General features: G+C 41.5%; 15 protein-coding genes and 1 other RNA gene. 1 reads left to right on the top strand and 15 read right to left on the bottom strand.

Translation table 11 applies throughout. The features are described from left to right. The first annotated feature begins 187 nt into the window (after positions 1-187). Positions 188-287, top strand: an RNA gene (gene ffs, locus BLS24_RS14575) — signal recognition particle sRNA small type. Between the two features lie 41 nt (positions 288-328). Here the strand turns inward: ffs and BLS24_RS14570 are convergent. The 15 genes from BLS24_RS14570 to BLS24_RS14500 form a co-directional block, all read right to left on the bottom strand. Next, a complete protein-coding gene (locus BLS24_RS14570; protein ID WP_091760811.1) occupies positions 329-1,420 on the bottom strand; it encodes a PucR family transcriptional regulator in 1,092 nt (363 codons plus the stop codon). Positions 1,421-1,506: 86 nt separating this feature from the next. After that, a complete protein-coding gene (locus BLS24_RS14565) occupies positions 1,507-2,616 on the bottom strand; it encodes an ABC transporter ATP-binding protein (RefSeq protein WP_071177237.1) in 1,110 nt (369 codons plus the stop codon). 199 nt (positions 2,617-2,815) lie between these two features. Beyond that, on the bottom strand, positions 2,816-3,607 hold the full coding sequence (locus tag BLS24_RS14560; RefSeq protein WP_091760808.1) for a YesL family protein: 792 nt from the start codon (positions 3,605-3,607) through the stop codon (positions 2,816-2,818). A gap of 24 nt (positions 3,608-3,631) precedes the next feature. Beyond that, complete coding sequence (locus tag BLS24_RS14555) at positions 3,632-4,132, bottom strand: GNAT family N-acetyltransferase (RefSeq protein ID WP_242872316.1); 501 nt, start codon at positions 4,130-4,132, stop codon at positions 3,632-3,634. Further along, positions 4,113-5,066 carry an alpha/beta fold hydrolase gene (locus BLS24_RS14550; RefSeq protein WP_091760805.1) on the bottom strand — a complete coding sequence of 318 codons (954 nt, stop codon included), beginning with the start codon at positions 5,064-5,066 and terminating at the stop codon, positions 4,113-4,115. Before BLS24_RS14550 ends, BLS24_RS14555 begins: the two co-directional genes overlap by 20 nt. A gap of 87 nt (positions 5,067-5,153) precedes the next feature. Continuing rightward, on the bottom strand, positions 5,154-7,190 hold the full coding sequence (gene metG / locus BLS24_RS14545; protein ID WP_091760802.1) for a methionine--tRNA ligase: 2,037 nt from the start codon (positions 7,188-7,190) through the stop codon (positions 5,154-5,156). A 25-nt stretch (positions 7,191-7,215) separates the two neighbouring features. After that, entirely contained in the window at positions 7,216-8,091 is an 876-nt protein-coding gene (locus BLS24_RS14540) for a methionyl aminopeptidase (RefSeq protein WP_071177241.1), read from the bottom strand. A 49-nt stretch (positions 8,092-8,140) separates the two neighbouring features. Then, positions 8,141-9,673 (bottom strand): bifunctional metallophosphatase/5'-nucleotidase, encoded by a 1,533-nt coding sequence (locus tag BLS24_RS14535; protein WP_091760799.1) that lies wholly within the window; start codon positions 9,671-9,673, stop codon positions 8,141-8,143. Between the two features lie 4 nt (positions 9,674-9,677). Continuing rightward, a complete protein-coding gene (gene phnE / locus BLS24_RS14530) occupies positions 9,678-10,490 on the bottom strand; it encodes a phosphonate ABC transporter, permease protein PhnE (RefSeq protein ID WP_091760796.1) in 813 nt (270 codons plus the stop codon). Between the two features lie 14 nt (positions 10,491-10,504). Then, a complete protein-coding gene (gene phnE, locus BLS24_RS14525; RefSeq protein ID WP_091760816.1) occupies positions 10,505-11,326 on the bottom strand; it encodes a phosphonate ABC transporter, permease protein PhnE in 822 nt (273 codons plus the stop codon). Between the two features lie 5 nt (positions 11,327-11,331). Continuing rightward, complete coding sequence (phnC, locus tag BLS24_RS14520) at positions 11,332-12,105, bottom strand: phosphonate ABC transporter ATP-binding protein (RefSeq protein ID WP_091760793.1); 774 nt, start codon at positions 12,103-12,105, stop codon at positions 11,332-11,334. Between the two features lie 95 nt (positions 12,106-12,200). Then, positions 12,201-13,310 carry a phosphate/phosphite/phosphonate ABC transporter substrate-binding protein gene (locus BLS24_RS14515; RefSeq protein WP_091760790.1) on the bottom strand — a complete coding sequence of 370 codons (1,110 nt, stop codon included), beginning with the start codon at positions 13,308-13,310 and terminating at the stop codon, positions 12,201-12,203. A gap of 194 nt (positions 13,311-13,504) precedes the next feature. Next, positions 13,505-14,161 carry a ribulose-phosphate 3-epimerase gene (gene rpe, locus BLS24_RS14510; protein ID WP_091760787.1) on the bottom strand — a complete coding sequence of 219 codons (657 nt, stop codon included), beginning with the start codon at positions 14,159-14,161 and terminating at the stop codon, positions 13,505-13,507. Then, entirely contained in the window at positions 14,161-15,102 is a 942-nt protein-coding gene (locus tag BLS24_RS14505) for a transketolase family protein (RefSeq protein ID WP_091760784.1), read from the bottom strand. The genes rpe and BLS24_RS14505 overlap by 1 nt, the downstream gene beginning before the upstream one ends. Before the next feature lie 20 nt (positions 15,103-15,122). After that, complete coding sequence (locus BLS24_RS14500; RefSeq protein WP_091760780.1) at positions 15,123-15,953, bottom strand: transketolase; 831 nt, start codon at positions 15,951-15,953, stop codon at positions 15,123-15,125. Between the last annotated feature and the right edge of the window lie 22 nt (positions 15,954-15,975).

Here is a 15,975-nt window from a genome sequence, read left to right as displayed (position 1 = left end):
TCCTGCACCACGCTTCCTTTCTGGAAAGGTCTTGACGAAGTAGTCAACAACTACATTAACAGCTATACTTTGCAGGATCTTATAGATCAAAATTGACAATCCGTCAAAAACCAAGTATATTTGTAAGAGTCTTTATGACCCTTTGGCAGTTTTGCGAAGGGTGCATGTAGCAGTCCTTCTATTGTAAGGATGGGTCTTATGCAATGGAAATCTACGAACCGTGTCAGGTCGGGAACGAAGCAGCACTAAGTAGAACCTTTCATGTGTTGTAAGGTCGCCTGTCTTTACGGGAAGTCAACGTGCATGTATCCTTCCCAGAACTGCCTTTTTAATTATTCTTGTTATCAAGGTATTTCATGTAATTTATAACCATGAGTGCGATCTTGAATGTAAGCGCATCATCAAACTTTCTAACATCAAGTCCAGAACTCTTCTCAAGCTTTTCAATTCTATAAACAAGAGTATTTCGGTGTACAAAGAGCTGTCTTGAAGTCTCAGATACATTAAGATTGTTCTCAAAGAACTTAGCAATAGTATTTAATGTTTCTTCATCAAGATCATCTGGAACCTCTTTGCCTCCAAATATCTCATCTATAAAGATCTTGCAAAGGCTCTCTGGAAGCTGATAGATTAGTCTTCCAATTCCAAGTGTATTATATGCATTAACTCTCTTTTCAGCGTAAAAGATCTTGCCTACTTCAAGGGCCATCTTCGCTTCCTTGTAGGACTTACTAAGGTCTTTTATCTCCTCTACGATAGTTCCATAGGATACTCTTACACTAAGCATAGCTTCTGTATTCATCATATCCACAATAGTTGTAGCAATCTGAGCCACTTCTTCATAGGACTGTCCCTTAGACAGAGTTTTGATGAGTATTACGCTATTCTCATCAACGGCAGTTACATAATCCCCTGAATGAGGCGCAAACATACCACTTAAGAGTTCCTGGGCAGTATTGTCCTGTGAATGCTTGATCTCAACAAGGATGATGACTCTTGGAACGCTTGTCTCTATCTTGAGCTTTCTAGCTCTATTGTAAACATCGATAAGGAGCATATTATCAAGAAGGAGATTCTGGAAAAAGTTATTTCTGTCATATCTTTCTTTGTATGCCACAATAAGATTCTGAAGCTGACTTACTCCAATCTTGCCCACCATATATGCGTGCTCACTGTCACCCTTGGCAAGTAACACGTACAAAGGCTCTCCTTCGTCAAGGATCTTGAACAAATGAACATCTCCAATAACCTGTGAATCAACTGGAGAATTAGCAAAACTGATAATAATAGAAATATCCAAAAAATCTCGATCAGTAGTAGTAGCTACCACTTCACCATTTAGATCCATTACACACAGGTCTACTTTGGTGATAGCTCCTAATTCTTCAATACTTCCTTTTATTGTCTGTCCTGAAATCATCTGTGTGATCCTCCTTAGTATTACCTATAGTATATCATACCAATGAAAAAAAGAGCCACGCATATGCGTGGCTCCTGAAATTCTTATTAGTTTGTGATTGTCTTCTCTGTCTCTTTGTCGAAGATGTGGATCTTCTCAACATCGAATGCAAACTTAACCTTATCGCCAGGTCTAGCTGTTGTACGAGAATCAACTCTAGCTGTGATAGGGAACTTATCAAGATCGAAGTACAGATAAACTTCTGCACCAAGAAGCTCGTATACGTTGATTGTTGACTCAAATACAGCCTTAGATGTGCTAACAACCATCTCTGAATCATCAACATCCTCTGGACGGATACCGAATGTAACGGTCTTTCCAGCGTAGCCACCCTCGATAACCTTCTTAGCCTTTGCAGGTGGAAGTTCGATTGACTGACCAGCAATCTTAAGGCTAGCCTTGTCGCCCTGTACTTCAACTTCTGCATCAAGGAAGTTCATCTGAGGTGATCCCATGAATCCAGCAACGAAGAGGTTGCCTGGCTTGTCATAGAGGTTCTGAGGTGTATCAACCTGCTGAACAACACCATCCTTCATAACTACGATTCTTGTACCAAGAGTCATAGCCTCTGTCTGGTCGTGTGTAACGTAGATGATTGTTGTGCCAAGTCTCTGGTGAAGCTTAGCAATCTCTGTTCTCATCTGTACACGGAGCTTAGCATCAAGGTTTGAAAGAGGCTCGTCCATAAGGAATACCTTAGGGTTACGAACGATAGCACGTCCCATAGCAACACGCTGTCTCTGTCCACCTGAAAGAGCCTTTGGCTTACGATCAAGGAGCTTCTCAAGGTCAAGGATCTTAGCAGCTTCTCTAACCATCTTATCAATTTCAGCCTTTGGAACTTTTCTAAGCTTAAGTCCGAAAGCCATGTTATCATATACAGTCATGTGTGGGTACAGAGCGTAGTTCTGGAATACCATCGCAATATCTCTGTCCTTAGGCTCTACATCGTTAACTACTCTGTCACCGATCTTAAGTGTACCTGAAGAAATATCTTCAAGACCAGCGATCATACGAAGTGTTGTAGACTTACCACATCCTGAAGGTCCTACGAAAATAATAAACTCTTTATCCTGAATCTCAAGGTTGAAATCTTTAACAGCCTCAAAACCATTAGGATATACTTTAGTTACATGCTCAAGTGATAAACTTGCCATACCTTATTTTTCCTCCTAATTTCCATATAGCTTAATGCTAGTTATCAGTATATATACTGGGCTGTTTATTTACTATTCACTATTTTCACAAATATTTTATTTTTCATTAGCAATTCTGCTCAGTAGATTGGCATTTTATCCACAAATCCGGAATAATGACGAAGAAAATTACAATTCTATATGCAACTTGACTATTGCCTTACTCCTCGTCAAGCTTTCTGATTGCCTTGTCCAGCTCTTCCTCTTCTGTAAGCTCCTCTTCCTTAGGCTCGAAGCGCTTAAATGTTCCGTTGTATAAAAGAGCATTTAGGAAACTTGGTCCAGCTATGCCCATAAGGATAAGCACTGGAATAGACTTCACATCAAAGAAGTAGAAAATAAGAAGTGGAAGTCCTGTAATAAGTGTCATAAGAATTGTCTTAGGGAATGCAAGAATAGACATTAAAAGAGAATTCTTAAGAGTTGCCCTGTTAGTATTATCAAACTTGGATAAAATAGGGAACACGTACAGTGAAACCATATACAAGAAAGCACTGATACCGATGATGATGTATCTGTAAATTCCACTTAAGTTATTAAGGATAAAGAAGTCGAGAACTAAAACTCCACCAATTGTAAACTTGATGATCTGAAGAACTAACGCCTGTTTGAAGTTCTCCTTGAAAGATCTGAAGTATGTCTTAGTAATGTAGCTATCTTCATCTCTTACGATCTTAAGAAGTACAAAGTGCATTGCTGTACAAGCAGGGCCTAAGATACTAGAGCAAATGATACCAAAGATCCATGCCCATAAAACTGCGCTAAGGAAATAGCTGTAATCAAGCTGTGCGCCATCAAACATTACAGGGCCAAATACTGGTCCTAAAAAAACAGCCTGCTCAATAATGAGAGGAATTGCAAAAATAAGTGTCAAAATGTTGAGCCACATTACATCAGCAACTCTTGTAAGTGCACGCATAAGTGGGCTCTCAAGATCAAATAACTTTCCCATTTCTTTTTTCTATACCTGTTCCTTCTAACTTTTTTTGACCAGACTCAGTTCCATCGGAGTAAAAATGATACCGTCTGCTTCCATTTCTTCTCGTAAATCTTTGAAGCCCATCTTGTGATAGAACTCTAAAGCATAAGGAGAAGCATTGACAGTCATCTTGTCAATGCCCTCCTCTTCGAGTACATATTTAGATACAAATCTTATCAGCGCTTTGCCTATCCCATTTCCGTGACAGTCGCCATCTACAAATAACAGTGAAATATGTTTCTTTTCTCTAAGAGAGAGCATCCCCAGGTACTTTCCCTCAAAGACCGCCACGAACAATTGATAGTGTCCAGCCAAAAACATCTTTCGGAGCATATCATCATTGACGAATTTTCTGAAATTCTCAATGCCTTCCTGAGAGTAATCAGGCGCATTATACCTCACAAAGGTATCCCATGCGAGTTTAATGGCACCATCCCAATCAGAGCTGTATGCACATCTGACCATTATTTTGGATTTATCAATTTGCATTTCTGCCATCCAATATCTTCTTTATCCAAGCGTACTGGTCTTCAAATACTTTTTCTCTACCGATCTCCTGCTGAAGTTCATGGCGCATTCCATCGTAGATCTTAAGTTCAACATTGGTGATACCAAGCTGATTTTTGTAAATGTCATGGAGTTTAGTAAGGGCCTCACCGTAATCGCCTACAGGGTCCTCATTTCCACCTGTGATAAGTATTGGAAGATTCTTTGGAATATCTTCCATCTTGTCAGTATCCCCAACTCTCTTTAAAAGCTCAGCCATTGTCTTGAAGCCATTCAGAGTAAAGATAAAGTTGTCTCTAGGATCTGCAATATATCTGTCTACGCTTTCCTCGTTATGTGAAAGCCAATCAAACTTTGTTCTGGCATTAGGAATCTTCTTGAGATATCCCTTGAACGCCATATTATTGATCATTTCTGAACGGTACTTTTCTCCCATGATGACCTGCATGAAAGAAACAAATCTTCCTAATGATTTAACAGTGCCAAGAGGCATAAAAGCTGTGCCCTGAATAATTGCACCATTAATACCTGTTCCATAGCGAGTGATATACTCTCTAGCAACAAATGAGCCAAAACTGTGACCAAGAATAAATACAGGAACACCTGGATATTCTTCCTGTGTCATTTTCTTGAGTCTGTGCGCATCTCGAACTAATACTGTAGCTGGATCATTCTTACAGAAATAGCCATAGGTACCTTTTCCTTCAGTTACAGAGCCGCCATGACCCAGATGATCATTACCCATAACAAGAATGCCCTTTTCTGCCATAAAACGGGCAAACTCATCATAGCGATCAATGTACTCCTGCATGCCGTGGATAATCTGTAAGATTGCTACAGGCTGTCCATCAGGAATCCATTTTATTGCATGAAGCATGGTCTGTCTGTCACGTGATTTGTAAGTCAGTTCCTCTTTGCGTACCATTCGGAAATCCCTCCCATACATTATATTGTTATATTAATAATACCACGAATCGTACATAAACTGTGCAATATCCGAAGTATTATAGGATTAACAAATTTCTGCTCCTGCAGGCATATCCTTTTCAGGAGTCATAAGTGCAAGATTACCTTCAGCATCCTCAGCACAAAGAAGCATTCCCTCAGACATTACGCCTGCAAGCTTAGCTGGCTTAAGATTTACAAGCACCATTACCTTCTTGCCCACCATCTCTTCAGGTGAATAGTACTTTCTGATTCCAGAAACGATCTGCTTGACCTGGCTTCCGATCTTAACCTGTGAGCAAAGGAGCTTCTTGGAATTCTTAACTGCTTCGCACTTAATGATCTCACCAACCTGGAACTGCATAGCTCCGAACTGATCATATGTGATCTCGTCCTTTGCAGGAATGTCGATAGGAGCCTTCTCTTCTCCTGACTCTTCCTTCTTGACTGGAGCTGGTGCAAGGCCTGCCTTTGCAAGATTCTCAGCTGCTTTTTTCTGTGACTCTTCGAACTCAGCCTTCTGCTTCTTAACTATCTCAGCTGACTTCTCAAGGACTTCCTTGAGGTCTTTTCTAGCAAAGAGCATCTCTGGGCTCTCTGAAACCTTAGTGCCATTTGGGCAAAGACCAAACTGACCTAATGTATCGAAATCTCTATCTGGTGTAGAAAGCTGCTCCTTGATCTTCTGAGCTGTCTCTGGCATAAATGGCTCAAGAAGTGAAGCGCCGATTGAGATTGCTTCTACAAGGTTATAAAGAACTGTTGAAAGTCTGTCTTTCTTGCTCTCATCCTTGCCGAGTACCCAAGGCTCTGTCTCATCGATATATTTGTTGCATCTCTTAAAGAGTGAGAAGATCTCTGTAAGAGCATCAGCAACTCTGAGCTCATTCATCTTGGCTTCTACCTTCTCGTAGCAGCCAGTTACAACTGCCTTAAGATCTGCATCTACATCCTCAGCAACACCCTTATCTGCTACAACGCCGCCAAGGTACTTGTTGCTCATAGCGATAGTACGATTTACAAGGTTACCAAGTGTGTTAGCAAGATCTGAGTTGAATCTCTCAACTAAAAGCTCCCATGTGATGACACCATCATTTTCGAAAGGCATCTCATGAAGAACGAAATATCTAACAGGATCAACGCCAAAGAGACTTACAAGGTCATCAGCATAGATAACATTTCCCTTTGACTTACTCATCTTCTCGCCGCCCTGTAAGAGCCATGGATGTCCAAATACCTGCTTTGGAAGAGGCTCGCCAAGAGCAAAGAGGAAGATTGGCCAATAAATAGTATGGAAACGAATGATATCTTTTCCAATAAGGTGAAGATCAGCTGGCCACCACTTCTTGTACTCCTCAGAGCTGTTGCCATCTGCATCATAGCCGATTCCAGTGATATAGTTTGTAAGAGCATCAAGCCATACATAAACTACATGCTTGTCATCGAAATCAACTGGGATTCCCCACTTGAATGATGTTCTTGATACACAAAGATCCTGAAGACCAGGAAGAAGGAAGTTGTTCATCATCTCATTCTTTCTGGATACAGGCTGAATGAAATCAGGATGTGTGTTGATATGCTCGATAAGTCTGTCAGCGTACTTGCTCATCTTGAAGAAATAGGCTTCCTCTTCTGCTGGATGAACTGGGCCGCCACACTCAGGACACTTGCCATCAACAAGCTGAGACTCTGTATAGAAAGCCTCACACTCTGTACAGTACATACCCTTGTATGATCCCTTATAAATGTCGCCCTGATCATAGAACTTCTTGAAGATCTTCTGAACCTGCTTAACATGATCCTCATCTGTTGTACGGATGAACTTATCATATGAAGTATCCATCAAGTTCCAAAGTCCCTTGATAGTATCTGAAACCTGATCTACGAATTCCTTTGGTGAACTGCAACCAGCTTCGATCGCACGTGTCTCGATCTTCTGTCCGTGCTCATCTGAACCCGTCTGGAAATGTACGTCAAATCCGTCTTTTCTCTTATATCTTGCTATTGCATCTGCAAGTACGATCTCGTAGCTGTTACCGATATGTGGCTTACCAGATGTATATGCAATTGCAGTAGTGATGTAATATTTTCCCTTATTCTGCATTATCTATGTTCCCTTCTTATATTATTTACCAACACAAAAGCTCATAGCCTGTCTCAGTTACAAGGAGCTCAACTTCCCACTGCGCTGAAGGCTTTAAGTCTGCGGTATATACTGTCCAATCATTCTCTTCATCAATAAAGATCTCGTTTGTGCCCATATTGACCATAGGCTCTATAGTAAATACCATACCTGGAACCATGAGCATTCCTGTTCCTGGCTTACTTACAAAGCTTACAAATGGCTCCTCATGGAAAGCATTACCACATCCATGACCGCCAATCTCTCTAACAACTGTGTAACCATTCTTGAGCGCATGCTGATGAACCGCATTACCCATATCTCCAATAGGAGTCCATGGCTTAACAGCCTTAAGTCCCTCTTCAAGGCACTCTTTAGTTACATCAACAAGTCTCTTCTTTTCTGGAGAAACATCTCCGATACAGAACATTCGTGATGAATCAGAAAAATAACCATCAAGAATAGTAGAACAATCTACATTTATGATATCTCCATCCTGAAGAATGATATCCTCAGATGGAATACCGTGACATACTTCTTCATTTATAGATGTGCAAACACTCTTTGGGAATCCTTCGTAGTTAAGATCTGCAGGAATTCCGCCCATCTTGGTAGTAGTGTTGTAAACAATGTCATCTATTTCCTGAGTGCTCATGCCTGCATGGATCTTCTCACCGATCTCATCAAGCACAGCCATGTTGATAACCGCACTCTTCTTGATTCCTTCTATATCTTTTTCAGTTTTAAAAAGATCTCTGCTGGGAATGATCATACCCTGATGCTCAAACTGGATAAGTTTGTCATCGAAGGCAGCATGGCAGCTTTTGTACTTTTTTCCACTGCCGCACCAGCATAGGTCATTGCGTTCTAGTCTCTTATACATTGCATTCCTTCTCATAATTTCGATATTTTCACAAATATAGTATGCCTTTTCAGTCCTTAACTGTCAACTTGCTATTAACTATCTCTCCAACTGGGCTGTGGTCCCTTAAGAACCTGATCAGAAGGTCTGGCATCTCATCAGAATAGCTTCCAACTGTCTCACAATTTCCGATACATTCATAACCGCCAGTACCAGTTGCTCTATAGTTGCTAGTTACAAGAGTATAGGTCTTGTCATCAGATAACTCGCCGCCGCCAAGAAGAGTAAGCTTAGTAACCCTCTCTCCTACTGGCTTTGTGATATCAAACTCATACTCAAGTCCTGCATAGAAGTCGTAGTTATAATGCTCAACCTTTGGCTGTAAAAAGACATTTGAAATGCAGATCTTTCCTGACTCTTTATCGATCTCAAAGTACTCTGCGCATCTCTCTAAAGCCTTCTTGATAACTTCCTTTGTAACCTTCTTTACTTCTACAGTATTGGCAAACTGGTAGATTCCAAGTACGTCGCGAACGGAGATGTCCTTCTTAAGACCAAGTGGGTCATTGGCAAGGCTTGTACATGAGAAATCCGCTCCTGTGTAATCAAGCTGAACCTGATTAAATATAGAAGCAACCTTACTTCCGTAGAGGGCAGCTTCAAGCTTTCCTTCTGGTTCAATTTCTTTTTCTAAGCTTCCAATTGGCTCATCAAGCCACTTTTCCACTCTGCCTGTGAGCTCTTCCATCTTGGCAAAAGAGCTTTCAAACTTCTGATATCTCTCATCTGGAGCCTCAACCTTGACAAGCCTTGATGTGATATCCCACTTGTCAGAAGCTCTTTTAACCTGAAGGTCGCAATATACGCTAGCCTTGTCTGGTGGCTGAACCCCATAGCTTCCAGCTATCTCTACGCCTTCAACTGACATATGCTGATGACCAGTTAAAAGAATATCGAAATCAAGCTTTCTTGCTATCTCGCAGGCCTGATTCTCTGTTGTATCAGATAGTTTCTTGCCTGTAGCAAGGTCCTCTTCAAAACCTCCGTGATAGATGCAGACTGTGATGTCGCACTTTCCTTTAAGCTCAGACAGCTGCTCTTCAAGTGCTTCAACAGGGTCAGTTACCTTAAGCTCTGTGAGATGCTCTTTTTGCTCCCAAACATTAACATATCCTGTAACAGCGCCTGTGATTCCAACTCTTGTTCCATCTTCCAAGGTGTGGATCACGCTTTTCTTGATACCAAGGGCTCCTCTTAAATCCTCTACGTTTGCACAGATGAGCTGCGCCTTCATACTGGAAACATAATCAAGGATCACATCATATCCAAAGTTAAAATCATGATTACCAAGAGTGTAATAATCAAGCCCCATTGCATTAAAACCTTCTGCAATAGGGTTAAGTTCAAACTCATCTTTGTGTTCTATGTAATATGAAATAAGCGGTGTGCCCTGAAGGCTGTCACCACCGTCCATTACTAATGTATTTCCATCTTTTTCAATTTGAGAAGCTATACAAAAAAGCCCCGCATTCTCGGGGCAATTTTTTGCATAGTTTAAAGGAAATACATGTCCATGTGTATCTGATGTATAGACAATGCGCATATATTTAACCTCTTGTAAGTTTTACTCTGATCCTGGTTGAAATGTACTCGATGATAAGAATGAGTACGATAAGTCCTGTAAGGAGGGCACCTGCTTCGTTCCATCTGTAGGAATTCATAGCAAAGATAAGTGGTGCACCAAAACCGCCGGCTCCAACCATACCAAGGATTGTAGCATCTCTTAAGTTGATATCAAACCTGTAGATCGCAGTAGATGCAAAGTTTGGCATAAGCTGTGGAAGGATTCCATAGCGGATCTTCTGCCATGTGTTACATCCAGCGGCATCAAGAGACTCGATAACGTGTGTATCAAGATCCTCTATAGCCTCAATGTACATCTTACTGATCATACCGATTGAGCAAACACCCATTGTAAGGAGACCAGCAAAAGCTCCAGGTCCTGTAACTCTTATGAACATAAGACCATATACAAATGCAGGGATGGTTCTAACTGCCATGATCAGCATTCTTCCTACAAAAGCGATTGGCTTTGGAGTAAGGTTTGATGCTGAGATAAATGCAAGTGGGATTGAAATGATCGCACCTACGATAGTACCAAGAAATGCGATACACATTGTTTCAAGCATCAAGTAAGGAACACCTGAAGTTGTCTTAAAATCAAGCAAGAACTCAAGATCAGGATGGAAGATACCAGAAAGTACATTAAGTGCAATCTGTCCACCATCGGTTGTTGAGCCGCTAGTCTCAATAGCACTAGCACTCCAGATCATAAGTATTGCTACGATAACTGCTATTGTTAAGTTGTAGACCCAGTTCTTAGGTCTTTTTGCATAAGCTTCTTCTATTCTCTGATTCATATCTTCCTCCACTCTTACACTAACTTCTTACGTAAATAGCGGCTGACTGACTCGATAATGAATACAGTAACGAAAAGAGCTACTAGGATCATTCCAACGTTTGGATACTCACGCCAGCTTATTTTTTCATTAAGAATAAGACCAATTCCACCTGCGCCTACATAACCAAGAACCGCAGCGTAACGAACATTTCCTTCAAAGTTAAAGAGACAGTTTGAAAGGAAGAATGGAAGTACCTGAGGAATAATAGCAGAGATAAAGGCTCTTGTCTTAGTAGCACCCATAGCTTCCATAGCTTCGAAAGCGCCCATATCTACTGTCTCTATTTCTTCATAAGTAAGCTTTCCAATGTAGCCAAAAGAGAAAACTGCTATAGCAACTGTACCTGCCAATGTTCCAAGGCCAAAGATAAGTGTTGCAACAAGGGCAATGACAATTGTAGGAAGAGTTCTGATCAAACTGAACATAACTCTTATGATTGAAACAATGATCTTGCTAGGGCACACGTTTGTGCTGGCAAGCATTGCAAAAGGCACTGATAATAAAGCGCCAAGTACTGAACCAATAAGTGACATCTTGATGGTGTCAAAAAGAGGATTCCATACTGAACCCATGTATGAAGCGTTAGGTGGGAACATCTCTCCGAGGATTACGAAGAACTGTCCGATACGCTTTGTCAAAACTTTCATATCAAAGCCTGTGATTTTAACAGAAAGCCAGCACATAGCAAGGATCAGGATCACGTAGATAGGTGCTCTTGAAGCCTTCTTGGCTACAGACTTTCCATTAGGAAGCGTATATACTCTAGGCTTAAAAATCTTATCGTAAATACTCAACGTGATCACCCCACTTCTTCCTGGACGTTACCTTCTTTGTCTACTCTTCCGTTGTAGATTCTATCAAGTACTTCCTGAGTAGCCTCAGAAGCTGGGCCATCATATACGATCTCACCTTCGCGGATACCGATTACTCTTGTAGCATAGTTAAGAGCAAGGTCTACGTGGTGAATATTGATAAGGACTGAAATGTTCATATCCTCGTTGATTCTCTTAAAGTCATCCATAACCTGCTTGGCTGTTACAGGGTCAAGAGCTGCAACAGGCTCATCAGCAAGGATGATCTGTGGATTCTGTGCAAGTGTTCTAGCAAGAGCTACTCTCTGCTGCTGTCCACCAGAAAGCTGGTCAGCTCTTACGAAAGCCTTATCAAGAATACCTACTTTATCAAGGCACTCTAAAGCCTTGAGCTTCTCTTCTTTGGTGTAGATTCCGAATGTTGATCTAAACCAAGGCATATCTGGAACAAATGCTGTTAAAACATTCTTTATTACAGTGGTTCTAGTGATCAAGTTAAATGACTGGAAGATCATACCAATTTTTCTTCTGAATCTTCTAAGCTGCTTGCCAGACAAGCTCATAACATCAACACCATCCACGGTGAGTTTACCACTTGTTACATCATGCATCCTGTTGATGGTACGGATCAGTGTGGATTTACCAGCACCAGACAAACCAATAATTGCTACAAATTCGCCTTGCTCGATTGTTAAATTCACATGCTTAAGGCCTTCAAAACCATTAGGATATTTTTTTCCTACGTCTTCAAACTTGATCATTACTATTCTCCTGATTCTAATTCTAAAAATAAGGGAAGATATTAAATAATATCTCCCCTCAAATATTCAATAAAACATTGTGCCGGGCGGCGGAATTAATTCATTGACTTAATGAGCTCCTGAGCCTTTCTTTCTGACTCATAATCCTCAGCCTTAGCCTCTACATAACCGTTGTGGTTGTAGATTGAAATAACTTCCTTACCAGCGTCTGAATTTCCGATATTGATAAATGCCTGTGTAACAGCTGCCTTGAATGCATCATCCATAACGTCTGATGTCTTGCTTACGCTGATTGTATCGTTGTAGATACCATCTGTAACACCGATAACGTTTGTCTCATCCCAGATGCTAGCTGTTCTACCGAACTCTGTTGTCCACTTCTCTTCGTTGTCACGTCTTGCATCTGCATAGCAGCAAAGAACGTCGATCTGACCAGAAGCAAGTCTAGCAAAAGCATTACCATATGAATCAGCCTGTACAGCGTGTGAAAGATCTGTGATGTGCTTCTCAAACTTGTCCTGAAGCCAAAGTGATGGATAGATATATCCAGCTGATGATGAAGAATTCATAACACTCCAGTTAAGACCATCAAGATCTTCCCATGTAAGTGCTTCACCATTGTTAACCTTCTCTGAGATAGCCTGACCAGCTTCTGAAGGACCAGCAATGATAAGACCACGGTAGAATGTTACCTGCTCTTCTGTAGGCTCTGTAGGCTTGTTGTCGTTCCAATCCTTAGCTTCTGGGCTCTCGATTGAAAGACCATCTCTTGTAGCTGTAAGGATTACATCGCATCCATCCTCGTAAAGTACATATGTACCACCAGGGATAAGACCGATATCTATAGTTCCGGCTGAAAGACCTTCACCAACTGCTTCGTAGCTTGTTCCAACAGTGATGTCTACTTCCTTAACATCATAGCCAAGGCCAGCAAGCTCTGTTGTAAGAAGCTCCTTAAGTGGCTCTGTTGCAGTAACGATCTCGTCAGGATCACGTGATGGAACGAATCCAATTGTGAGCTTGTCGATAGTAACTGTCTCTGCAGGTGCTCCAACCTCAGTATTTTCTGCAGTTTCTGTTGAAGCTACTGAGCTTTCCTGTGCGCTCTCAGTAGTTGTTTCTGTTGTAGATGCGCTGTTTCCACAGCCTGCAAGCATAGCTACGCATGAAATACTTGCTACCATCATTGCAAAAAATTTCTTCATAATTCCTCCTACCCATAGTCATGGGCTTATCAAATATTTTTTCGCAATAAAAGCTCATGTGTATTACACATGAGCTTTCTGCAAATTACACGCCTAAGATTCTATGATAAACTGACAACTTTGTCAACAACGAATTGTCTTTATTGCGTTAAAGTTCCACAGCGCAAAAATGCCGTTTTTATGAACTTTTTTACTCAGTTTCCAAGAATATCAAAGAAGCGCTTAACGTTATATTGAATATCCCCTTTAAACACGCCGGAACCAGATACTATTACATTGGCTCCCGCCGCCAAAAGCTGGGAAACGTTCTCAATATAAATTCCACCATCAACTTCGATATCAGTTTTAAGATTTTTGGCCTCTAGCATTCCCCTTACAGTTTTAACCTTGTGGACGCACTCTGGAATGAGTTTTTGTCCGCCAAATCCAGGTTCAACCGTCATGACCAGAATCATATCCACCATATCAAGATATGCTTCAAGTTCAGAAGCATCTGTACCAGGCTTTATAGAAATGCCCGCTTTTTTGCCATGTTTGTGAATCTCATCTATGACAGCCTTAGGATCCTGAGCTGCCTCGAGATGGAAAGTGATAATATCTGCACCGCTATCCACAAAGTCTTTTACATATCTGATAGGATCCATGATCATGAGATGAACATCAAATGTCTTGGATGTCACACCTCTCACACTTTTGATAACTGGCATACCATAGGAAATGGATGGCACAAACATGCCATCCATAACGTCGATATGAATATACTGGGCTCCAGCCTGATCAGCTTCTTTTATCTGTTCACCAAGCTTAGAAAAATCTGCTGATAAAATTGAAGGGCTTAAAATATTCATCATTATTTAAGAAATTCCTTTACTGATGCGTATACACCATCACCATCAAGACCATACTTCTTAACAAGTGCTGCAGCAGATCCAGACTCACCGAATCTATCCTGCATACCGATCTTCTTGACTACTGTAGGACACTCTTCTGAAAGAACATCACATACAGCGCTTCCAAGTCCGCCGATAACTGAGTGCTCTTCTACAGTTACAACCTTGCCAGTCTTCTTGGCTGTTGCAACTACAAGCTCTCTATCAATAGGCTTGATTGTGCAGATGTTGATTACTTCAGCATCGATTCCGTCAGCGGCAAGCTTCTCAGCTGCTTCAAGTGCTGAACCGACACCGATACCTGTAGCTATAATACTAACATCTTTTCCTTCACGAAGTACAGTACCTTTTCCAAGTTCGAACTTGTAATCAGGTCTATCGTTAACAATTGGGCAAGCTGCACGTCCAAAACGGATGTAAACTGGGCCTTCATGCTCTGCTGCTGCTCTTACGCAAGCTCTAGCCTCGATATCATCTGCTGGACACATAACAACCATTCCAGGAATTGTGCGCATAAGCGCAAGGTCTTCGTTACACTGATGGCTGGCACCATCTTCACCTACTGTAATACCAGCATGTGTTCCGCCGATCTTAACGTTGAGGTGTGGATATCCGATTGAGTTACGAACCTGCTCGAAAGCTCTTCCTGTAGCAAACATAGCAAATGTGCTTACGAAAGGAATCTTACCTGTTGTAGCAAGTCCAGCTGCAATACCCATCATGTTACACTCAGCGATACCACAATCGATGTGACGATCTGGGAATTCTTTCTTGAACCAACCAGTTCTTGTTGCTGCTGCAAGGTCAGCGTCAAGTACAACGACTTTATCATTAACCTTAGCAAGCTCTATAAGTTCTTTACCATAGCTATCTCTGGTAGCTATCTTCTTTACTTCGCTCATTTCAACCTCCTTCTGTTCTATCAAGCTAATGACTCGCCGATCTTGTTAAGATCATCCATTGCCTTAGCGTACTCTTCGTCATTAGGTGCTACACCATGCCATGAAACCTGGCCTTCCATGAAGGAAACGCCCTTGCCCTTAAGGCTGTGTGCGATAATAGCAGTAGGCTGACCCTTTGTTTCTCTAGCTTCTTTGAATGCTGCTCTAAGAGCATCAAAATCGTGAGCATCAACATTGATAACATGGAAGTTAAATGCTTCGAATTTCTTATCAATAGGATAAGGTGAGCAAACCTGATCTACAGGTCCGTCGATCTGAAGTCCGTTGTTATCTACGATAACTACGAGGTTATCAAGCTTGCGGAATCCAGCAAACATAGCTGCTTCCCAAACCTGTCCTTCTTCGATCTCACCGTCACCAAGAAGTGTATATGTTCTGTAATCTTTATTATCAAGCTTTGCAGAAAGTGCCATACCACAAGCAACTGAAATACCCTGTCCAAGAGATCCGCTACTCATATCAAGGCCAGGTAAATACTGCATACTAGGATGTCCCTGAAGTCTTGAACCAAGCTTACGGAGTGTTGTAAGCTCCTCTACTGGGAAATATCCGCGCTGAGCCATTGCTGAATAAAGACCTGGTGCTGTGTGTCCCTTTGAAAGAACAAAACGGTCACGATCTGGATCCTGTGGCTTCTTTGGATCGATGTTCATCTCCTCAAAATACAGATATGTGAAAATATCTGCTGCTGACAGTGATCCACCTGGGTGTCCTGCACCTGCTGCATGAACCGCTGTAACAATGCCCTTGCGGACTTCGTTTGCAATTACCTGCAATTCTTTGTTTGTCATAATTCCTCCACTTCCTTTACTT

The organism is Butyrivibrio sp. INlla18 (assembly GCF_900103635.1).
Lineage (GTDB): Bacteria > Bacillota > Clostridia > Lachnospirales > Lachnospiraceae > Butyrivibrio.
Note: the sequence above shows the minus strand (reverse complement) of the source record. Positions and strands in the feature narration are given on the sequence as shown.